Annotated in this window: 17 protein-coding genes; 10 read left to right on the top strand and 7 right to left on the bottom strand. The window is 70.0% G+C overall.

What is annotated here, in order from left to right; translation table 11 throughout:
* Positions 1-19 precede the first annotated feature (19 nt).
* From acs to L8H00_RS03975, 5 genes are all read right to left on the bottom strand, one after another.
* Positions 20-1,957: an acetate--CoA ligase gene (gene acs / locus L8H00_RS03995; RefSeq protein ID WP_242095953.1), complete on the bottom strand. Its 1,938-nt coding sequence runs from the start codon at positions 1,955-1,957 to the stop codon at positions 20-22.
* Positions 1,954-3,936, bottom strand: coding sequence for a TonB-dependent receptor (locus L8H00_RS03990; protein WP_242096265.1), 1,983 nt, complete (start codon positions 3,934-3,936; stop codon positions 1,954-1,956). The genes acs and L8H00_RS03990 overlap by 4 nt, the downstream gene beginning before the upstream one ends.
* A 152-nt stretch (positions 3,937-4,088) precedes the next feature.
* Positions 4,089-5,306, bottom strand: coding sequence for an oxalate decarboxylase family bicupin (locus tag L8H00_RS03985; protein ID WP_242095952.1), 1,218 nt, complete (start codon positions 5,304-5,306; stop codon positions 4,089-4,091).
* Positions 5,307-5,371: 65 nt separating this feature from the next.
* Positions 5,372-5,878 carry a DUF1440 domain-containing protein gene (locus tag L8H00_RS03980; RefSeq protein WP_242095951.1) on the bottom strand — a complete coding sequence of 169 codons (507 nt, stop codon included), beginning with the start codon at positions 5,876-5,878 and terminating at the stop codon, positions 5,372-5,374.
* A 124-nt stretch (positions 5,879-6,002) separates the two neighbouring features.
* The gene (locus L8H00_RS03975) at positions 6,003-6,392 is read right to left on the bottom strand and encodes a hypothetical protein (protein ID WP_242095950.1); all 390 of its coding nucleotides are present in this window, start codon (positions 6,390-6,392) and stop codon (positions 6,003-6,005) included.
* Between the two features lie 37 nt (positions 6,393-6,429).
* Between L8H00_RS03975 and L8H00_RS03970 the strand changes: the two genes are divergently transcribed.
* The 10 genes from L8H00_RS03970 to virB11 all read left to right on the top strand — a co-directional run bounded on the left by L8H00_RS03970 (position 6,430) and on the right by virB11 (position 17,662).
* Positions 6,430-7,011 carry an SCO family protein gene (locus tag L8H00_RS03970; protein WP_242095949.1) on the top strand — a complete coding sequence of 194 codons (582 nt, stop codon included), beginning with the start codon at positions 6,430-6,432 and terminating at the stop codon, positions 7,009-7,011.
* A 46-nt stretch (positions 7,012-7,057) separates the two neighbouring features.
* Positions 7,058-9,700 (top strand): AbfB domain-containing protein, encoded by a 2,643-nt coding sequence (locus L8H00_RS03965; protein ID WP_242095948.1) that lies wholly within the window; start codon positions 7,058-7,060, stop codon positions 9,698-9,700.
* A gap of 99 nt (positions 9,701-9,799) precedes the next feature.
* Positions 9,800-10,147, top strand: a complete 348-nt coding sequence (locus L8H00_RS03960) for a TrbC/VirB2 family protein (RefSeq protein ID WP_242095947.1) — start codon at positions 9,800-9,802, stop codon at positions 10,145-10,147.
* Positions 10,148-10,159: 12 nt separating this feature from the next.
* A complete protein-coding gene (locus L8H00_RS03955) occupies positions 10,160-10,444 on the top strand; it encodes a VirB3 family type IV secretion system protein (RefSeq protein WP_242095946.1) in 285 nt (94 codons plus the stop codon).
* The gene (locus L8H00_RS03950; RefSeq protein WP_242095945.1) at positions 10,423-12,804 is read left to right on the top strand and encodes a VirB4 family type IV secretion system protein; all 2,382 of its coding nucleotides are present in this window, start codon (positions 10,423-10,425) and stop codon (positions 12,802-12,804) included. Before L8H00_RS03955 ends, L8H00_RS03950 begins: the two co-directional genes overlap by 22 nt.
* Positions 12,801-14,030, top strand: a complete 1,230-nt coding sequence (locus tag L8H00_RS03945; RefSeq protein WP_242095944.1) for a type IV secretion system protein — start codon at positions 12,801-12,803, stop codon at positions 14,028-14,030. Before L8H00_RS03950 ends, L8H00_RS03945 begins: the two co-directional genes overlap by 4 nt.
* Positions 14,027-14,761 carry a VirB8/TrbF family protein gene (locus L8H00_RS03940; RefSeq protein WP_242095943.1) on the top strand — a complete coding sequence of 245 codons (735 nt, stop codon included), beginning with the start codon at positions 14,027-14,029 and terminating at the stop codon, positions 14,759-14,761. The genes L8H00_RS03945 and L8H00_RS03940 overlap by 4 nt, the downstream gene beginning before the upstream one ends.
* Positions 14,758-15,495 carry a TrbG/VirB9 family P-type conjugative transfer protein gene (locus L8H00_RS03935; RefSeq protein ID WP_242095942.1) on the top strand — a complete coding sequence of 246 codons (738 nt, stop codon included), beginning with the start codon at positions 14,758-14,760 and terminating at the stop codon, positions 15,493-15,495. The genes L8H00_RS03940 and L8H00_RS03935 overlap by 4 nt, the downstream gene beginning before the upstream one ends.
* Positions 15,492-16,676, top strand: a complete 1,185-nt coding sequence (locus L8H00_RS03930; RefSeq protein ID WP_242095941.1) for a TrbI/VirB10 family protein — start codon at positions 15,492-15,494, stop codon at positions 16,674-16,676. Before L8H00_RS03935 ends, L8H00_RS03930 begins: the two co-directional genes overlap by 4 nt.
* Positions 16,673-17,662 (top strand): P-type DNA transfer ATPase VirB11, encoded by a 990-nt coding sequence (virB11, locus tag L8H00_RS03925; RefSeq protein ID WP_242095940.1) that lies wholly within the window; start codon positions 16,673-16,675, stop codon positions 17,660-17,662. The genes L8H00_RS03930 and virB11 overlap by 4 nt, the downstream gene beginning before the upstream one ends.
* Positions 17,663-17,686: 24 nt before the next feature.
* Here the strand turns inward: virB11 and L8H00_RS03920 are convergent, their stop codons facing one another.
* Together L8H00_RS03920 and L8H00_RS03915 are read right to left on the bottom strand one after the other, a co-directional pair.
* The gene (locus L8H00_RS03920; protein WP_242095939.1) at positions 17,687-19,039 is read right to left on the bottom strand and encodes an ATP-binding protein; all 1,353 of its coding nucleotides are present in this window, start codon (positions 19,037-19,039) and stop codon (positions 17,687-17,689) included.
* The gene (locus L8H00_RS03915) at positions 19,033-19,761 is read right to left on the bottom strand and encodes a response regulator transcription factor (RefSeq protein ID WP_242095938.1); all 729 of its coding nucleotides are present in this window, start codon (positions 19,759-19,761) and stop codon (positions 19,033-19,035) included. The genes L8H00_RS03920 and L8H00_RS03915 overlap by 7 nt, the downstream gene beginning before the upstream one ends.
* Between the last annotated feature and the right edge of the window lie 324 nt (positions 19,762-20,085).

Below are 20,085 nucleotides of genomic sequence, written 5' to 3'. Positions count from 1 at the left end.
TTCATGCGGGGCCGGCAGCTCAGGGCCGTGCGCGGTTCGCGACGAGATCGTCCACGACGGCCGGATCGGCGAGCGTCGAGGTGTCGCCCAGCGACGATACGTCGCCTTCCGCGATCTTGCGCAGGATGCGGCGCATGATCTTGCCCGATCGCGTCTTGGGGAGGCCGGGGGCGAACTGGATCACGTCGGGCGCGGCGATCGGCCCGATCTCGCTGCGCACCCAGGCGATCAGCGTGCGACGCAGATCATCCGACGGCTCCAGACCGGCGTTGAGCGTGACATAGGCGTAGATGCCCTGCCCCTTGATGTCGTGCGGAAAGCCGACGACCGCGGCTTCGGCGACCTGTGCGTGCAGCACCAGCGCGCTCTCGACCTCGGCGGTGCCCATGCGGTGGCCGCTCACGTTGATGACGTCGTCGATCCGCCCGGTGATCCAGTAATAGCCGTCCGCATCGCGCCGGGCGCCGTCGCCGGTGAAATAGGTGCCCGGAAAGGTGCGGAAATAGGTCTCGAAGAAGCGTTCGGCATCGCCCCACACGCCGCGCATCTGCCCCGGCCAGCTCCGCGCGATCACCAGCGGCCCCTCCGCCGCGCCGTCCTGCACCGCGCCCTCATTGTCGACGATCTGCGGAAAGACGCCGGGCAGCGGCCGGGTCGCCGATCCGGGCTTCAGCGGCGTGGCGCCGGGCAGCGGCGCGATCATTCCCGCGCCCGTCTCGGTCTGCCACCACATGTCGATGATCGGGCAACGATCCTCGCCGACCACGTGGTGATACCAGCGCCACGCCTCGGGATTGATCGGCTCGCCGACCGAACCGAGCAGGCGCAGCGACGCGCGGCTGGTGCGCTTCACCGGCGCATCGCCCTCGCGCATCAGTGCGCGCAGCACGGTGGGCGCGGTGAACAGCGTCGCGACGCGGTGGCGGTCGATCACCTCCCAGATACGGCTGGCGCTCGGCCAGTTGGGCACGCCTTCGTACATCAGCGTCGTGCAGCCGTTCGACAGCGGGCCATAGACGATATAGCTGTGCCCGGTGACCCAACCGACATCGGCGGCGCACCAGAAGATCTCGCCCGGCCGCGGATCGAAGCACCAGGCGTGCGTGAGGTTGGCCCAGAGCAGATAGCCGCCGCTGGTATGGACCACGCCCTTGGGCTTGCCCGTCGATCCCGAGGTGTAGAGGATGAACAGCGGATCCTCCGCGTTCATCGGCTCGGCCGCGCATTCGGCGGCGACCGTAGCGGCGGCCTCGTGATACCAGATGTCGCGGCCTTCGGTCATCGCGACGTCGGCGCCGGTCGCGCGGACGACGACGATCCGCTCCAGCCCCGGCGCGAGCGCGGCGGCCTTGTCGGCATTGTCCTTCAGCGCCACGCGCTTGCCGCCGCGCCGCCCCTCGTCCGCGGTCACGAGGATGGTCGAGCCGCAATCGGTGATCCGCCCGGCGAGCGCATCGGGCGAGAAGCCGCCGAACACCACCGAATGCACCGCGCCGATCCGCGCGCAGGCCAGCATCGCGACCGCCGCTTCGGGAATCATCGGCATGTAGAGCGTCACCCGCGTGCCCTTGGTCGCGCCCGCCTGCTTCAAGACGTTCGCGAAGCGGCAGACCTCCGCGTGGAGTTCGCGATAGGTGAGCGTGCGCGCCGCCTCCGACGGCTCGTCGGGTTCCCAGACGATCGCGGTCTGCGCGCCGCGCTGCGCCAGATGCCGGTCGAGGCAGTTCGCGGCGACGTTCAGCGTGCCGTCGGCGAACCAGCGGACGCGGAAATCGGCTTCGGCGAAGCTGCTCTCGTCCGCGACGCCCGGCGGCCGGATCCAGTCGAGCCGCGTCGCCGCATCCAGCCAGAACCGCTCCGGCGCCTCTTCAGCCTGCGCGTACAGGGCGGCATAATCGGACGCGCCGATCCCGGTTTCCTCCGCCCAGTCCGGCACCGCCACCACATCGCCCGTCATCGCGCTCTCCCGATCCGTATGCCGATCCATAGCGTACGCGGCGTGCCGAGGTCGATGGAGCCGCCGGAATTCCGTGTGACGACGGTCGCGTCGAACAGGTTTTCCGCCCGCGCGACCACCGACACGCCGTGGCCGACCGGGACGCCCGCGACCGCGTCGATCACGGTCGCTGCGGGCAGCACCGCGGTTTCGAGATCGTCCTCATATTGCCGGCCGATATAGCGCACCGTTCCCGACAGCGACGGCCCGCCCGCCGGCGACCAGGCGAGCGTGGCGCTGGCGGCGTGCCGCGGGCTCTGCGCGGGATCGAGCCCGTCGAGCTGCGCCTGGACGCCGTTCGCGCGGACATGGCTGTCGTTGAACGCGTAGGACCCGGTCAGCGAAACCGCGTCGTGGCGGAGGCTCGCCGATGCCTCGATCCCCTTCGCGACGATCGCATCGACATTCTGGCGCTGGCGCAAATTGGTGCCGATCGTGACGTTGGCCACCGCATCCTCCAGCCGGTTGTAGAAGCCGGTTAGCGACAGTGACGCCCATGCGGCCGGATGGAGATCGATCCCACCCTCCACGCCCTTCAATCGCTCCAGCTTCAGATTGGCGTTCGCCTGGGTGGTGATCGGAAACACCACGAACGGGCGATACAGCTCGTTGAGCGTGGGCACGCGGAAACCGGTATAGGCCGCGGCGCGCAGGTCGATCGCGGGCATCGCATGGAACAGCGCACCGACGCGGCCGGTGCCGATCGTGCCGTTGCGATCGGGATAGGCGCTGGTGATCGTGGGCGTGCCGGTCACCGTCGTCTGGCGAAAGAAGCCGTCATCGATCGTCCAGCGATCGATCCGCCCGCCGCCGGTCAGCACCAGATGCCCGATCGTCCAGTCGTCCTCCGCATACCCACCCGTGGTGCCCGTCTCGCCGCCAGCGGTGCGCCGCGCGGTGACGAGCCCGGTCGCGCCATACGCGTCCTCGTACAGGGTGCCGTCCGCGCGCCGCGTGTCGACGCCGATCCGCAGGACGTGATCGGGGCCGACCGGCGGCCGGATCTCGATCTTGCCGCCAATCCCGGTCGAGGGGGTGCGGCGCTGGTCGAGCGTCACGCGGTAGGTGGTCGAACTAACCACCTCGTTGCCGAAGTCGCGCGCCTGGAGATAGGCGAGCGCCTCGACCTGCCAGGCGCCGCGATGGATCAGGCGGACGCTCGCATCCTCGCCGTTCGAGAACGACGTGGCGCCGGCGAAGCGCAGCACGCGGTCGTCGCGCAGGATCGTGCCGCTCGCCTGCAATTCGGTCTGCGCGTCGATCGGCGCGACCGCGCGGAAGCCCGTCGTCCAGTCGCGATAGCCGGCGCGCACCGTCGCTGCGACGCGCTCGTCCGCGGGCGTGGTGTAGAAGCCGTCCGACCGGTCGTAGCGGCCAAAAAGCGAGACATAGCCCGCGCCGACATTCGGCGAGACGGTGGCGGCGAGCTGCTGCGAATCATAGCTGCCATAGGACGCCTCGCCGCTGACGAGCGGCAGGTCGGCGCGCCCTGCGCTCACCAGCTCGATCGTGCCGGCGACCGCGCCCGCCCCGAACGCCCCCGTACCGCCGCCGCGCGTGACTCGCACCGCGGCCAGCCGCTCGGGCGACAGCGCGTTGAACGGGATATAGCCGAAGAACGGATCGGCGATCGGCACGCCGTCGAGCAGCACCAGCGTCCGGCTGGTGGCGTTGCCGCCGAGCGACCGCAGCGTCACCCCTTGCGCAGACGGATTGGCGGAGCGGCTGTCCGACCGGCGGAACTGCTGGAGCCCCGCGACATCGGCGAGCACGTCCTCGACACGGCCCGACGCATCGGTCGTCAACCGGTCACGATCGATGATCGTCGCGCCGTAAGCGGGCGTCCCCGGCGGCAGGTCGAGCCCGCGGCCGAGCACGACGATATCGGGTTCGGGGGCGGGATCGGTCGCCGCGGTCTGCGCCGAGACGGTGGTCGGGATCGCGAGGAGCAGCAGCGCGAAGGGCAACGGACGGGAAAGACGGGTCACCTCGTGGCGCATGGCCCGCCGATGGGCGCGCCACAACCTTAGTTTTAGCGGCCGCCGCCTGCCGCCCGCCGCTCGCCGCCTCGTCTTGCAACCCCTGCCCAGGCTCAGCGAACTACGAGCTGCTTGGTCGCGGGAAGGCCGTCGATCAGCGCGCGATCGATCTTGAGATGCGACTGGACCAGTTGATGCGGCGTCAGCGCGAGCCACTGGGTAAGCGACAGATCCTGAAACAGCGGCGCACGGAACACCTCGAGAAAGCGCAGCCGCGTCGTGCCGGTATTCTCGATATAATGGCCCATCGCCCGCGGGACATAGCCCACGTCACCCGCCTGATAATCGAAGGTGCGCGCCTTGGACTCGCTGGCGAACACCGTCATCCGCCCCTGGCCCTCGATATAATATTGCCATTCGTCGCCGTTCGGGTGCCAGTGAAGTTCGCGCAAGGCACCCGGCTCGAGATCAACCAGCGCGGCGGAAATGGTCTTGGATGCGGGGAATTGCCGCGTGTCGGTGATGCGCACCTCACCACCCTTCAGCTTGATCGGGGCCTGCGCGGTCATGCGATGGCTGAAGCTTTCGGGCACCTTGCCGTTGCCGTGCATCGTGTCGCCCGCAAGCGTCGGCGACGGCGGGGCGCCCGGAAAGATGTACAGCTCCTTCTTCGGCAGGGGTGCGAGCTGATCCTCGGTAACGCCCAGATTCTTGGCGAGCACGTCGCGTGGCGTGTGCGCCAGCCAGTCGGTCAGCAGGAAGGTCGAATCTTCCGAGAAATCGCCATCGTCGAACACCAGCAGGAACTCGACGCCGTCGATGTCGGCGCTCGGCAGGCCCTGGATCGAATGCGGGATGCCGCCCGGGAAATACCAGAGATCGCCCGCGTGCACGTCGTCGGCGAAGGTGCGCCCTTCCTGATCGACCGCGGTGATGCGCGCGCTGCCTTTCAGGATGAAGGCCCATTCCGCCTCCTTGTGCCAGTGCATCTCGCGGACGACATAATGTTTGAGCCGCATGTTGACGCCCGCCATCTCCTTGGAGATCGGCAGCTCGCGCGTCGTCGTCTGGCGCGCCCAGCCGCCTTCCTCCAGCCGCATATGGCTGTCAGCGAACGACCATTTGAGGTTGGGGATGGTGCCATGATCGGTGCTGGGCGGGCTGATCGTATTCGGATCCTCGGCCTCGCGCGCCGGGTTGCGAGGGCCGATGATCGGTGCCCCCTGCCCGCCCTGGACGGGTTGCGGGCCACTCTGCGCCGCCGCGTTGGTGGCCAGCATCGTTCCTCCAGCCGCAGCGGTGGCGATCAGGTCGCGTCGGGACAGGGTCATGGGTATATTCCTTGGTCGATGATGCGCCGAAGACGGCTGACGGTCGTGAGATGCGGGGCCGCCGTTCAGGATCGAAGCGTGCTCGCCACCTGCGACCGAACAAGCTCGGTCGTTCCGCCGAAGACCAGATGCGATGCATAGGCGTAGAGATTGGTGCCGCTCCCCGCCTTCCACGGCGCCGGTCCCAGCCCGAGCGCGGGGACGACGGCCTCGTCCATCACGGTGGCCGTCCCCAAGCCGAAGACGGCGCCGAAGCCCGTGGTGACCGCCGGCTGAAACTCGGCCGCTATGCCGTAAGCGATACCGAGGCCGATCCCGAGCGCATAATGGACCGTTTGCCCGGCGAGCGGCTTGTCCGCCTGGGGCACCGCACCCCCCGTCAACGTCCGCGCGATCCCGTCCGCCGCCTTCTCCGTCGCGGGCTCCGCGTCACCATCGCCGTCCTTCGACGCCATCGCGGCGACCGCGGCCTGAAAGCGATCCATGACGAACGAGGCCGTAGCCCCCGCGATCAGCCCCGACAGCGCACCGCGAAGGATTTTGGCCGTGGTTTCTTTGTCTTGCGCACGCACGATCGGCTTTCCTCGATAGAGATGCTGTGAAGCGCTATCGGGGCGATCGGGTTCCCTCCGGCATGTGAAGCGCCGATGGTCTCGCGGCCGATGGCCAAACAGGCGATCGGCCTAACATACGGCATCACAGCGTTATTTTACGCCGCGCCATCTCCGTGGAGGCCCATCGGAAGATCGGAGTTTCCGGCTGGTGGCGGAAGATGTCGGCAAGATCGAGCAGGTCCTCGTCGCCCAGCGCCCCGATGGAAATCACGATCTCGTCCAGCCGCTTGGCCGCACGCATGTTCTGCTCAGCTTCGCGCTTGATCCGGAATTTCAGCATGCCGCCCCGTGTCATGAATCGGTCACGACGCAAAGACCATTTTTCGGAAGAATGCTTAACCCTGTCTAGACAAGCTCGTGTTAACGCTTCCGTGGCATCGGGCGTTACCATGAGCATCATGGCATCTCGTATCGCAGCGGCACGTCGCGGATCGCGGCCCACGCCATCGATGAACCCGGACGGCGTGTCCATGCCGCGCGCCCTTGATGGCCGGGGAGGCGCCATGCATGTGGCATTGGTCGTCCTGATGGCGGTCGTCGCGGCCATCCTGCCACTTGCGTCCGCGTCGATCGCGGCACGGACGGCGGCCGCCGATGTCGACACGCTGACGCCGCTGCTGCCCGGCCTGATCGATCAGGCCGGGCGTCCGGTGACCGCAGCGCGGTTCGCCGGTCGCTCGGTGCTGGTCAACTTCATCTTCACCCGCTGCGGCTCGACCTGCCCGATGCAGACCGCGCAGCTCGCGCGGTTCGACCGCGATCTGCCCCCGGCGCTGCGCGACACGGTCGCGCTGCTGTCGGTCAGCGTCGATCCGCAGAACGACACGCCCGCCGCGCTTGGCCGCTTCGCCCGCCGGTTCGGCGCCGACACCCGCCATTGGAGCTTCGTCACCGGCCGCCCGCAGGATGTCGCGCGGCTGACGTCCACCTTCTCGGCGATGCGCCCCGGCGGCGGCGGCCTCGGCTTCCATTCCAGCGAGTTGTGGATGTTCGACGCCCGCCACCGGATGATCCAGCGCTATGCCGGTGCGCCACTCTCCGACGCCCGGCTGCGCGCCGACCTGCTGACGCTGGCCGCGACGCGAAGCTGACGCTTCCGACGCCCTTCCAACCCCTCTGCACCGGAACCCCTACGCCATGGCTCCCTTCCCCCGTTCGTCGCTGTGCTCCCTGACGCGGCGCGCCGCCATCGTCGCGGCGACGGCGCTGACGCCGCTGGCCGCGCAGGCGCAACAGGCGCAGACTCCCGCCGCGATCTACCCGATCGTCGCCGACGCGACTGCCGATCCGCTGCTCGCCAATCTGGCCATCCCCGCCAATGCGGCACAAGCGGGCATGTGGTCGCAGACCGCGGCATGGCCGATCGTCGCGATCCATGCGGCGATGCTGCCCGACGGCCGGATCCTCACGCTCGGCGCGCCGCAGGGCGGCACCGTGCAGGACGGCCGCACGCTCGTATTCTGGGATCCGCACAAGGGCCTTGCCGCTGGCGCGTTCCAGATCGTGCCCAATGCCCAGAATGTCGACAGCTTCTGCTCCTCGGCCACCCTGTTGTCCGATGGCCGGCTGCTCACGTCGGGCGGCGCTTCGAGCACCAGCGGCTATTCCAGCCGCGAGAGCATGGTGGTCGACTGGAAGACCTCGACGCCGGCGCGCGACTACGACCTGACCGCGCAGCGCTGGTACGCGACGATGACCAAATTGCCCGATGGCCGCGCGATCATCACCGGCGGCGGCGCTCCCTATACCAGCGCCGATCCCAACCGCGCCGACGCGGCCAACGACGTCTCCTCGACGCCCGAAGTCTATACGCCGGGCCAGGGATGGCGCAGCCTGATCGGCGCGTACAGCACCGACGCGTTCGGCGCGAAGAACGCGCGCTGGTGGTATCCGCGCCAATGGGTGTCGCCGGCGGGCACGCTGTTCGGCATCTCCACCGACAAGATCTGGGAAATGCGGCTGGACGGCAACGGCGCGATCCGCACCATCGGCGACTTCAAGACGCCGCCGGGCATGACCTCGCGGATCAATTCCGGCCCGACCTCGACCGCGGTGATGTACGATACGGGCAAGATCCTGCAGGTCGGCGGCGGCGGCTATTACAATGGCTATGATTCGCTCTCGAGCGCGAGCGCCACGCTGTTCGACATCACCCAGATCGCCAGCGGCACGGTGAAGGTGACGGAGGGGCAGCCGATGAACGCGGCGCGCCAATGGGCCACGTCCACCGTGCTGCCCGATGGCCGCGTCGTCGTGACGGGCGGCACCGGGCAGGGCGATCGCCAGGCGGCCGGCGTCTATTCGGCCGAGACCTGGGATCCCGGCACCGGCAGCTGGACGGTCGGCGCGGCGAGCGCCAATTATCGCAGCTATCATTCGTCGGCGATGCTCCTGCTCGACGGCGCGGTGCTGGTCGGAGGCGGCGGCATCCCGGGTCCGGTCACGAACCTCAACGCCGATATCTATTATCCGGCCTATCTGTTCGCCAGACAGGGCAATGGCTCGGTGCTCGCCGCCCGCCCGCAGATCATCAGCCTGTCGAAGAACACGGCGAATTACGGCGACGTGATCCAGTTGCAGACGGGCGGCGCGGGCACGATCCGCGAGGTGTCGCTGATCGCCACCGCGGCGGTGACGCACGGTTTCAATTCCAACCAGCGGCGCATGAAGCTCGCCTTCACGCCGATCGCGAACGGCATCGGCGTGACGGTGCCGGCATCGCCGAACCTCGCTCCGCCGGGCTATTACGAGCTGTCGGTGGTCAACACCGCCGGCGTGCCGTCGGCCGCGACGATCGTGGCGATCGGCGCGGCGGCTCCGGGTAGCGGCACGACGCCCACCCAGGGAGGGCAGATCGTCCCCGCCAAGCAGGCCCCGAGCCTGGGCGCGTCGATCGCGTTCGAACCGGCGACGTGGCCGGGCTATCTCATCCGCCATCAGAATTTCCTGGGCATGATCGCGCCGATCACCAGCAGGAGCGATGCGCTCAGCCGCTTCGACGCATCGTTCATCGTGCGCGCGGGGCGTGGCGACGCCACCTGCCTCTCGTTCGAAGCGGTCAATTACCCGGGCTATTTCCTGCAGCACGAAGATTTTCGCGTTAAGCTGAAGCTGGGCGATACGAGCGCTGCGTCGCAGCGCGGATCGACATTCTGTCCGCGCGGCGCGCTGAACGGCAGTGCCGATCCCGCGACATTGTCGTTCGAATCGCTCGATTGGCCCGGCTATTTCATCCGGCACAAGAATTTCGAGACGTGGCTGATCAAATATGACGGCACCGCGAGCGCGGCGGCCGATTCGACCTTCCGCACGAGCGCTGCCGGGCTGGTGCCGCAGGCGGCGGCCAGCATGGGGGCGATGAGCCAACCCGGCTATCTCGTGCGCCATGCCAATTTCATCGGCTATATCGCGCAGATCGGCAGCGCCAGTTCTGCGGGCGAAAAGCTCGACGCGTCGTTCATCGTCCGGCCGGGGCTCGCCGACACGACCTGCGTGTCATTTGAGTCGAAGAACTATCCCGGCTTCTTCTTGCGTCACGCCAATTTCCAGCTCCGTCTCATGAAGGATGACGGCGTCGCCGCCAATCGGCGCGACGCCACCTTCTGCGTGCGTCCGTCGCTGAACGGGGCGACGAGCCTGTCGGCGGTGTCGCTCGAGTCCCTGTCCTGGCCGGGCTATTTCATCCGGCACAAGGATTACGGGCTGTGGATCATGCAGAACGACGACAGCGCGGACGCACACGCCAATTCGAGCTTCACCGTCACCGCGCCGCTACCTTGATCGGGATCAGTCGGCTTAACGGCCATTTAAGCATCGCAGCTTAGCATCATGGGTGCGCAGCCGTCTGGCGGTTGCGCCCGTCCGAGGATCATCACCCCTATGCCCTATCCTCTTGTTCCCGAAGGCACGCGCCACCGCCGGTGGCTCGGGATCGGCAGCGCCTTCGCCGCTCTCGCCGCCTCCGCCGCCCCCGCCCAGGCCCAGATGACGGGCGATCCTGCCGGATCGGGTGCGATCGTCGGCGCGGTCCAGTGGTTGCAGGGCACGCTGCTCGGCACCGTCGCGACCGCCGTGGCGGTGATCGCGGTGGCGTTCGTCGGCATGATGATGCTGACGGGCCGGATGAACTGGCGCCACGGCGCCGCGGTGATCGTCGGCTGCTTCATCCTGTTCGGCGCGGCGAGCATCGTCGCCGGCATCCAGTCCGCCGCCCAGACCGGCTTTTAAGGTACGCCGCCCGTGAACGGCCTGAACAGCGATCCCCTGTTCGTCGCGATGACGCGTCCGACGATGCTGGCGGGCGTGCCGTTCGGCTTCGTGATCGGCAACGTCATCCTGATGCTGGAGCTGTTCCTGATCTTCCGCACGCCGCTGGTGCTGGTCGCCGGTATCATCGTCCATGCGATCGGCTGGCTCGGCTGCCTGCGCGAACCGCGCCTGATCGATCTGTGGATGGTGCGCCTGCGCCGCTGCCCTCGGGTCAAGAACCACAGATTCTGGCAATGCAACTCCTATCGCCCGTAGCGCCGGGGCGCACCGCGATCGCGGCCGAGAAATCGGCGGGATCGATGCTGCCCTATGCGGCGCAGCTCGATCGCCACACGATCCTGCTGCGCGATGGCCGGCTGATGCAGGTGCTGCGGCTCGACGGCTTCCTGTTCGAGACCGCCGACAGCGAAGAGATCGATTACCGCAAGGAATTGCGCGATGCGATGCTCCAGGCGATCGGCTCCTCGCGCTTCGCGATCTACCACCATGTGCTGCGCCGCCGCGTGCGCCCGATGCTGCCGGGCGTGTTTCCCGATGCCTTTTCGAACACCGTGGAGGCGATCTGGAACGACCGGCGCGAGGCCCGCGCGCTGTTCGCGAACAGCCTCTATCTCGCCATCCTGCGTCGCCCGGAGGCGCGCGCGCGCGGCATCGGCCGCTGGATCGGCAGCCGCGTCGCCGGCCCCAACGAGCGCGCCGCCGCCCGCGTCGCCGAGATCCGCGCGCTCGACGCCGCACGCGAGACGCTGGTGTCGTCGCTCGCCGCCTATCGTCCGGCCACGCTCGACACCTACGACACCGCGCAGGGGCCGGCATCGGAGCCGCTCGAATATCTCGCCGCGCTCTACAATGGCGAGCAGCGCCGCGTCCGCCTGCCCGACGGCGACGTCGGCGACTATCTGCCCGCGCGCCGCGTCAGCTTCGGCGCGCAGACGCTCGAACTCGCCGCGACCGGCGACAGCGGTCGGCGCTTCTCCGCGATCGTCTCGGTGAAGGACTATCCGGGCCTGACGACGCCCGGCATGCTCGATTCGCTTTACCGGCTGCCGATCGAGATGACGATCACGCAAAGCTTCGCCTTTGTCGAGCGCGCCGCCGCCTTGTCGCGGCTCAACCTGACGCTGCGCCGGATGCTCGCCGCCGACGATGCCGCCCTGGGCCTGCGCGACGAACTGGTCGAGGCGCGCGACGCGGTCGCCTCGGGCCGCGCGGGTTTCGGCGAACATCATCTGACCATCGCCGTTCACGGCGACACCCCGGCGGCCGTCGACGCCGCGGTGGCGGACGTTCAGGCGACGCTCACCGATCTCGCGATGGTCGCGGTGCGCGAGGATATCGGGCTGGAGCCCGCCTTCTGGGCACAATTCCCCGGCAACGACGCGTTCATCGCGCGCCGCGCGCTGATCTCGACGCGCAATTTCGCCAGCCTCGCCAGTTGGCACAGCTTTCCCGTCGGCCAGGCGACGGGCAACCACTGGGGCCCGGCGATCGCGCTGCTGGAGACGACTGCGGCGGGGCCCTATCATTTCAACTTCCATCAGGGCGATCTCGGCAATTTCACCGTCATCGGGCCCTCCGGCTCGGGCAAGACGGTGGTGCTGAACTTCCTGCTCGCCCAGGCGCAGCGGCTGAGCCCCCGCGTCGTGTTCTTCGACAAGGATCGCGGTGCCGAACCGTTCCTGCGCGCGCTGGGCGGCACCTATGACGTGCTTCGGCCGGGCCGCCCGTCGGGGCTCAACCCGCTGCTGCTGCCCGATACCAGCGAGAACCGCCGCTTCCTCGTCGATTGGGTCGGGCGTCTCGTCGACGATGGCCGCCCTCTGTCGCCCGAAGACCAGGCGCTGATCGAGCGCGCGGTCGCGATCAACATGGAGGCGCCTTTCCATTTGCGCCGGCTCGGCGTCTTCGCGCAATTGCTGCGCGGCGGCACGCGCCCGCATGCCGGCGATCTCGGCGCGCGCCTCGCGCCATGGATCGGGTCTGGCGAACATGCCTGGCTCTTCGACAATGGTCGCGACGCGTTGAGCATCGACCAGCGCGTGATCGGGTTCGACATGACGCGGCTGCTCGACGATCCGCGCACCCGCACGCCGGCGATGATGTACCTGTTCCACCGCGTCGAGGAGCGGCTCGACGGATCGCCGACGATCATCGTCGTCGACGAAGGGTGGAAGGCGCTGGACGACGACGTGTTCGTCGCGCGCATCCGCGATTGGGAAAAGACGATCCGCAAGCGCAACGGCATCGTCGGCTTCGCGACGCAGAGCGCGGAGGATGCGCTGGACAGCCGCATCGCCTCGGCGATCGTCGAGCAGGCCGCGACCCAGATCTTCATGCCCAATCCCCGCGCCCGACCCGAACATTATTGCGACGGCTTCGGCCTCACCCGGCACGAATTCGATCTCGTCCGCATGCTGCCCGACAGCTCGCGCGCGTTCCTCGTCAAACATGGCCGCGACAGCGTCGTCGCGCAGCTCGACCTTTCGGGCGAGCGCGACCTGCTGACCATCCTGTCGGGCCGCGAGAGCACGGTGCGCCGGCTCGACGCGATCCGTGCCGAGGTGGGCGACGATCCGCTCGCCTGGGTGCCGCGCCTGCTGGATGCGGCGGCATGAGCGGCGCGTGCGGCACGGTCGATCCCGATGCGCTGATCCGCAGCCTGATCGGCATGGCGGATTGCCGCACCGCCGCGCTCAGCGGCGACGGTTGGCACGGCCTTGCCACCAGCGGCCTCTTCGCCGCGACGCTCACCGGCCTGCTGACCATCGCGGTCGCGCGCGAGGGCTATCGCCTGCTCGCCGGCGGCGGATCGCTGCTGCCTGCCGACGCCGTTGCGCTGCTGATCCGCTTCGGTCTCGTCATCGCGCTCGCGACAAGCTGGCCCGCCTATGACCGGCTCGTCTACCGCGTCGCGATGCAGGGCCCGGCGGAACTCGCCGACGTGATGTTTCCCGCAGCGGGCATCGAGACGGGATCGCTCGTCGACCGGTTGCAGAACGCCTATGACGCGATCGACACCGTCCCGCCCGCACGGCCCGCCGCGGCGACGGCGCCCGCCAACACCGCCGCCAGGCCGCCTGCGGCAGGCGGATCGGAAATGCCCGTCACGGTCAGCGACGGCCTGCCCGGATCGGGGCGCCACGCCGCCGCCGGCATTCTTGCGGTCACCGGTGCGGGCTCGTGGATCGCGGCGCGGTTCGTGCTCGGCCTGCTGCTCGCGATCGGGCCGCTCGCCATGGCGGCGTGGCTGTTCGAGACCGCGCAGGGGCTGTTCGTCGGCTGGCTGCGCGCGCTGGTCGGCGCGGCGCTCGCCTGCCTCGTCATCCCGCTGTCGCTGTCGCTGGAATTGCAGGCGCTCGCCGGCCCGGTCGTCGCGGCGGCGCGCGCCGGCACCGCGGACGTGCCGGGATTGGGCGCCATCGTCTGGATCTTCGCCTTGGTCGACGTCGCGCTGATCGTCGCGGTGCAGCGCATGGCCGGGGGGCTCGACCTTCCCGCCCGCGTGGAGCGCATGATCCGGCCGCACGGCCCCGCCGCCGCCGATGCCGACGCGCGATCGCCTGCGCCCGCGTTCGCGGTCGCGTCCGCTCCGCGCGCCGCCCCGGCGCCGGTGCCGCTCGCCCCGTCGCGCGCGCAGGCGATCGCGCGCGCCGCCCAGGCCCGCATACTCGTCCCCGGCGACGGGCCCGCCCGCGCCCGCGCCACGCCGGCACCCGCGCTGCCCGCACCGATGGGCGCAGCGGTCGAAATCCGGCGCGGAACCCAGTTCATCGACAGCGCGCGCCGATCCGCCGCCGGTCGCCGGGCCGTTCCCGGAAAGCGCCTGGATCTGCCATCATGAACGAACAGAGCAGCACCTATTTCGATGTCGCCCGCAGCTGGGCCGACGATCGCGACGCCGCGTCGGCGCGCTCGCGCCGGATCGCCTGGACGATCGCGGGCCTCGCTTGTTCGATCGCCGCGCTGGAGGCGGTGTCGCTGGCGATGCTGCTGCCGCTGAAGCAGGTCGTGCCGGTCGCGGTGATGGTCGATCGCACCACCGGCTATGTCGAGCGCGTGGATCTGTCGCAGCCCAAAGCGCTCACCGCGAACGAGGCGCTGCAGCGCGCGCTGCTGGCGCAATATGTGGTCGCGCGCGAAAGCTATGATCCGGTCGGCATTCGCGCCGCCTATCGCAAGGTGGCGCTCTGGTCCGCCGGTCCGGCGCGGTCGGGCTATATCGAGGCGATGAACCAGCATCCGCCATCGGCCCAGCTCGCATCGGTGCGCCGCGAGATCGCGCTGGCGACGACGATCCGCAGCGTGACGATGCTGTCGCCCAGCACCGCGCAGGTCCGTTTCGACGTCGCGCATGTCGGCTATGACGGCCGCAACACCGATATCCGCCCCTATGTGGCGACGATCGCCTTCACCTTTTCGGGCCAGCCGATGAAGGTGGAGGACCGGCTGGAGAATCCGCTCGGCTTCGCGGTCGGCTCGTACAAGGTGGATGCGGAAGCGCCCCCGCCCGCGCCGCCGCGCGACCAGCCGGTCGTGCCGATGGCGGTGCCGCCGATGGCCGTGTCGCAATGAGGATCGCGCACCCTCCGGCCGCGCTCGCCGCCGCTGCGATCGCCTTCGCCGCGACGCCCGCCGGCGCGCAGAACGACCCGCGGCTGCAGGTGCTGCATTATGTCCCCGGCGCGGTCTTCACGCTGCGCGTCGCGCCCGGCTATGTCGCGACGGTCATCCTGGGCGACGACGAACGGATCGAAAGCCTGGCGGTCGGCAATGCCGCCGCGTGGGAAGTCACGCCGAGCAAGAGCGGCGACCATCTCTTCATCAAGCCGCTCGCCACCGGCGTTTCGACCAATGTCGAAGTCGTCACCGATCAACGCCATTACAGTTTCCTGCTGCAATCGACCTTCGACGGCGATCCGCAGGCCGCCTTCCAGCTCCGCTTCGATTATGCGGGTTCGCTCCCGGCAGGGCCGGGGCCGCTGCCGGGCGCACCATCCCCAAACGTGCCGGCCGCGGCGGTGCAGGAGGATGCCGTCGGCCGCTATCGCCTGTCCGGCGCGCGTGAGATCCGCCCGGTCTCGATGGACGACAATGGCGTCCGCACCCAGTTCGTCTTCGCCGATGCCGCCAGCCTGCCCGCGATCTACGCGGTGGACGAGCACGGGAACGAGACGCTGGTCACCACCCGCCATGCCGGCGACGTGCTGATCGTCGACCGGGTGTGGCGCCGCTACGTCTTCCGCCGCGGCCATGCGACCGCGGGCGCGCAGCGGATCGCCCCGCGTGCCGATCGGGTGCGGCGATGAACGCCGCGCCCGCCACGCCCGACGCCATGGATGCGCCCTTCGCCGAAGAGGATTGCCGGCCGCAGGTCATGCTGCCCCGCAGCGGCATGCCCACATGGGTGATGGCGGCGATGGCGGGAACGCTCGGCACCGTCGTGCTGCTCGGGCTCAACGCGCAGCCGCGCCTGCGCCTCGCGACGCTGGACGACCAACGCTATGCCGCGGCCCGCACGCCGCCGCTGCCGCATTCGCTCGATCGCGACCCCGGCCGCGCGCTCGGCCTCGCCGCCATCGACGCGTCGGTCCCGGCGGACGGTCCGTTCCGACACGGCGCGGCGCCGCAGGACGACGCGGCCTTTGCCCGCCCGATGGCCTATGCGCCGACTGCGATGCCGGGCCTCGCGCCATTTTCCGATCGCGCCGCGGCGATGGGCGGCGCCCCGCGCGGAACCGAAGGCGCGCCCACCCATGCCGCCTTTCCGACGACGCCCATGCCCGGCGCACCGGTGGCGCCGGGCGCCGGCACCGCGACGATCATCGGCACGGGCGGATCGGCCCTGGTCTATGATGCCGGGCGTCCTGCCGACGGCGGCGCGGGCAATGACCGGATCGCGGGAGACGGCGGCGCGCGCGCGAGCCTGATCCGCAACCGAGCGATGATCGTCGCGCAGGGCGAGGTGCTGGCCGCGACACTCGAAACGCCGGTCAATTCGCTGCGCCCCGGCCCGATTCGCGCGATCGTCGCCCGCGACGTGCGCGGCTTCGACGGCAGCCGCGTGCTGATCCCGCGCGGCAGCCGCCTGATCGGCGAATATCGCGCCGATCCCGCCTCGGGCCGGCGCCGCGTGCTGGCGACCTGGACGCGGCTGATCCGCCCCGACGGCGTCGCGATCCGCATCGATTCGCCCGCGGCCGACGCGCTGGGCGGCACGGGCATGCCGGGCAAGGTGGATACGCATTTCCTCGCCCGCTTCCTCAACGCGACGCTGCAATCGGCGTTGCAGGTGGGCGTCAACCTCGCCGCGCGTCGGGGCGACGGTTCGGTGATCGTCACCAACTCGCCCCAGCTCTCCAGCACGGTCGGCCCCACGATCATCCCCGGCGCGGACGAAGCGCCGACCGTCTCGGTGCGCCCCGGCGCCGCGATCTCGGTCTTCGTCGCGCGCGATCTCGATTTCTCCGGCACGCCGTCGGTCCGATGACCGCCCTTCGCGCCGTCGACGATTATCTCGCGACCTTCCTCGCGCCACTCCGCCCCTATCTCGCTTGGCCCGACACCACCGATCTCTACGTCAATGGCGCGGGCGAGATCTGGGTCGAGCGCGGCGTGGGCCGGATCGACCGGCACGCCGTACCCGCACTCACCGACGACTGGCTGTGGCATTTGTCGCAGCAGATGGCGTGCGCCGCCGATCAGGGGATCAGCCGCGCCGAGCCGCTGCTCTCCGCGACACTGCCATGCGGCACGCGGGTGCAGGTCGTCGCACCGCCCGCGACGCGCACGGGGTTCGCCATGGCCTTTCGCCGCCAGGTGACCGCCGCCTTCACGCTCGCCGACCTCGGCGCCACGGCGATGTTCGACGGGGTCGGCGCGCGGGCGGCGGAAGATTCCGATGCGGGGCTCGACCGGCTGCACGCCGCGGGCGACCATATCGGCTTCCTCGCCGCCGCCGTCGCGCGCCGCAAGACGATCATCGTGTCGGGCGGCACCGCTTCGGGCAAGACCACGCTCGTCAACGCGCTGCTGCGCGAGGTGCCCATGCACGAGCGGATCGTCGCGATCGAGGACAGTGCCGAACTGCTGTTGGCGCAGCCGAACGCCGTCGGGCTGATCGCGACCCGCGGCGCGCTCGGCGAAAGCCATGTCGATGCCGACGATCTGCTGCGCGCCGCGCTCCGCCTGCGCCCCGATCGGATCGTGCTCGGCGAGATTCGCGGGCCCGAGGCGCTCACCTTCCTGCGCGCGGTGAATACGGGCCATCCCGGATCGTTGACCACGATCCATGCCGACAGTCCCAAGCGGGCGCTGGATCAGCTCGGCATGCTGGCGCTGCAGGGCGGCGCGCGGATCGATACGAGCGAACTGCGCGCCTATATCGATCGGCTGGTCGACGTGGTGGTCCAGCTCGAACGCGCGCCGCAGGGACGCCGCGTCGTCGCCGTCGATTGGCGCAGAGCCTCCGCCTGACGCCTGGGATTGCCGCGGCGTCGATCAGGCGCGGCGAAGCGGGATCGTCACCGTCGCCGTCAATCCGCCGCCCGGCCGGTCGGCGAGGCCGATCGCGGCGCCGATGCGGTGGGCGAGCAGCCGCGCGATCGTGAGCCCCAGCCCGCTGCCGCGCCCGCTCGGCCGCGCGGCGTCGAGCCGGCGGAACGGATCGAAAACGCGTTCCAGGTCGGCGGCGGCGATGCCCGGCCCGCGGTCCGCCACATGGAGCCGCAGCGCCGTGCCGTCGCTCTCCAGCCGGACCTCGGCGCCGCCGCCATGGAGCAGCGCATTGTCGATCAGGTTGGCGAGGATGCGGCGAAGCGCCTCGGGCTGGGTCGGCGCCACCAGCCGGTGCGCGGGCGGATCGAAGGTCACCGGATGCCCGACATCCTGCGCATCCTCGCACAGGCTCGCGGCCAGCGCGCCGATGTCGACCGGCACGAACGCGACGCCGTGATCGTTCGAGAGGCGCGCCAGTTCCAGCCCCTCCGCGATCAACGCCTCCATCGCCCGCGCATCGGCGATCAGCTTGTCGCGCACCGCCTCATCCGCGATCGCCTCGAGCCGCAGCCGCATCCGCGTCAGCGGGCTGCGCAGATCGTGCGAGATCGCCGCCAGCATATAGGTGCGCTCGTCGAGCGTGCGGCGAAGCTGGACCTGCATGTCGTTGAACGCCCCGATCGCCCGGCGCACGTCGCCGGGGCCGCTCTCGACCAGCGGATCGGCGTCGAGATCGACGGCGAGATCCTGCGCGGCCGCGCCGAACCGCTCGATCGGCCGCGCCGCCATGCGCGCGACGATCAGCGCGAGCAGCAGAACCACGACCCCGAGCGTGACGAGGAACGACCGGCTGGCGACGGGCGCGCCGCGTGGGCCGGCCGGTGGCGCATCGATCGCCAGCAGGACCGGCGCTCCGGCACGGCCAGCCAGCCGAACGACATAGCATCCCGCACCGGACGGCGCCGGCGCGGGTACGGGCGGCGGCGCACCGCCCGGCGCGGCAGGGGGCGGGGGTGCGGGTGGCGGCGCGGGTGGGCACAGCGCCGGATCGACGTGCGCCACGGCCACGCCGGACCATCCCGGCAGGCGATCGGCCAGACGGCCGGCGAGCGCGCTGTCGGGAACGCCAGGCGGGACGCGTTCCAGGCGCCGCGTTCCGGGCGGTGGCGGATCCGCGCCGATCGCGGCCACCACGCGGTCCGCCACGCGGTCGGCGCGCTCCGCGGCGATCTGCGCGTCGCGCTCCCGACCCGCCAGCAGCGACGCCACCGCCGCCGCCGCGATGATTCCGAGGATCAGCACGGCGAAGATGCGCCCCGCCATCGAATCGGCAAAGCGCCCGGCCCCGTTCAGCATCGCTCGACGGCTTCGCTGAAGACATAGCCGCGCCCGCGCACCGTCTTGATGATCGGCGATCCGTCGAGCTCGTCGCCGAGCTTCGCGCGCAGCCGGCTGATCCGCAGATCGATCGACCGGTCGAGCGCGACGTCGTCGGCGCCGCCCGTCAGCCGGTGGAGCACTTCGCGCGGCAGCACCTCGCCGCGATGCGCGACGAGCGTGACGAGCAGCCGGTATTCGCTGCCCGACAGCGGCACGACGGTGCCGTCCGCCGCGATCAGGTGGCGCCGGCCATGATCGAGCCGCCAGCCGCCGAAGCGGGTCTCGGCGAAGTCGGCGGACGGCGCCGGCTCGGCGAGCGGGATCGCCGCGGTGCGCCGCAGCACGCTGCGGATCCGCGCCAGCAGCTCGCGCGGCTCGAACGGCTTGGCCAGATAATCGTCCGCGCCGATCTCCAGCCCGATCACCCGGTCGATCGGATCGCCGCGCGCGGTGAGCATGACGATCGGGATGCTGCCGGTGCGGCGCAGCCAGCGGCACACGTCCAGCCCGTCCTCGCCGGGAAGATTGAGGTCGAGCACCACGAGCGCGACATCGCCGTGCCGCCCGAGCAGGATGCGCAGCGCGGCGCCGTCATGCGCGACCGAGACGCGAAAGCCGTTCGCGCCGAGCATCGCCGCGACCAAAGCGGCGATCTCGCGATCGTCTTCCACGACGGCGATGTGCGGATCGTCCTTCATCCCGCCCATCTGCCCCAGCGCGCGCGATCCGTCGCGGGCGAATCATGTCGAAAGCCGCAGGATCGGCGGAATGATACGTTTCGACACCGGTTCGGCGCCGCACCGATACACTGCGACATCCTGTGTCCGGTTCGGGCCGCAATTCGGCGCGATTTCGGTTCTGCGCCCATCCAAGGGCGATAACACAGGATAGAGCAATGAAAGCCATGATCTCCGGCCTTGCGATCGCCGCGCTGTCGCTGACGGCCCTGGCCGTTCCCGCCAGCGCGCAGGCGCCGCTGGCCCCGGCCGCCCCCGCCCCCGCGGTTCGCGGCGACGCACCGC

Origin of the sequence: Sphingomonas sp. CROZ-RG-20F-R02-07 (genome assembly GCF_022662335.1) — a bacterium.
Classification (GTDB): domain Bacteria; phylum Pseudomonadota; class Alphaproteobacteria; order Sphingomonadales; family Sphingomonadaceae; genus Sphingomonas.
Note: the sequence above shows the minus strand (reverse complement) of the source record. Positions and strands in the feature narration are given on the sequence as shown.

Bases quoted from the DNA above. Each gene is read 5' to 3' on its own strand.
- acs (WP_242095953.1), bottom strand. From the start codon at position 1,957: ATGACGGGCGATGTGGTGGCGGTGCCGGACTGGGCGGAGGAAACCGGG.
- L8H00_RS03985 (WP_242095952.1), bottom strand. From the start codon at position 5,306: ATGACCCTGTCCCGACGCGACCTGATCGCCACCGCTGCGGCTGGAGGA.
- L8H00_RS03975 (WP_242095950.1), bottom strand. From the start codon at position 6,392: ATGGACACGCCGTCCGGGTTCATCGATGGCGTGGGCCGCGATCCGCGA.
- L8H00_RS03965 (WP_242095948.1), top strand. From the start codon at position 7,058: ATGGCTCCCTTCCCCCGTTCGTCGCTGTGCTCCCTGACGCGGCGCGCC.
- L8H00_RS03960 (WP_242095947.1), top strand. From the start codon at position 9,800: ATGCCCTATCCTCTTGTTCCCGAAGGCACGCGCCACCGCCGGTGGCTC.
- L8H00_RS03950 (WP_242095945.1), top strand. From the start codon at position 10,423: ATGCAACTCCTATCGCCCGTAGCGCCGGGGCGCACCGCGATCGCGGCC.
- L8H00_RS03945 (WP_242095944.1), top strand. From the start codon at position 12,801: ATGAGCGGCGCGTGCGGCACGGTCGATCCCGATGCGCTGATCCGCAGC.
- L8H00_RS03940 (WP_242095943.1), top strand. From the start codon at position 14,027: ATGAACGAACAGAGCAGCACCTATTTCGATGTCGCCCGCAGCTGGGCC.
- L8H00_RS03935 (WP_242095942.1), top strand. From the start codon at position 14,758: ATGAGGATCGCGCACCCTCCGGCCGCGCTCGCCGCCGCTGCGATCGCC.
- L8H00_RS03930 (WP_242095941.1), top strand. From the start codon at position 15,492: ATGAACGCCGCGCCCGCCACGCCCGACGCCATGGATGCGCCCTTCGCC.
- virB11 (WP_242095940.1), top strand. From the start codon at position 16,673: ATGACCGCCCTTCGCGCCGTCGACGATTATCTCGCGACCTTCCTCGCG.
- L8H00_RS03920 (WP_242095939.1), bottom strand. From the start codon at position 19,039: ATGCTGAACGGGGCCGGGCGCTTTGCCGATTCGATGGCGGGGCGCATC.
- L8H00_RS03915 (WP_242095938.1), bottom strand. From the start codon at position 19,761: ATGAAGGACGATCCGCACATCGCCGTCGTGGAAGACGATCGCGAGATC.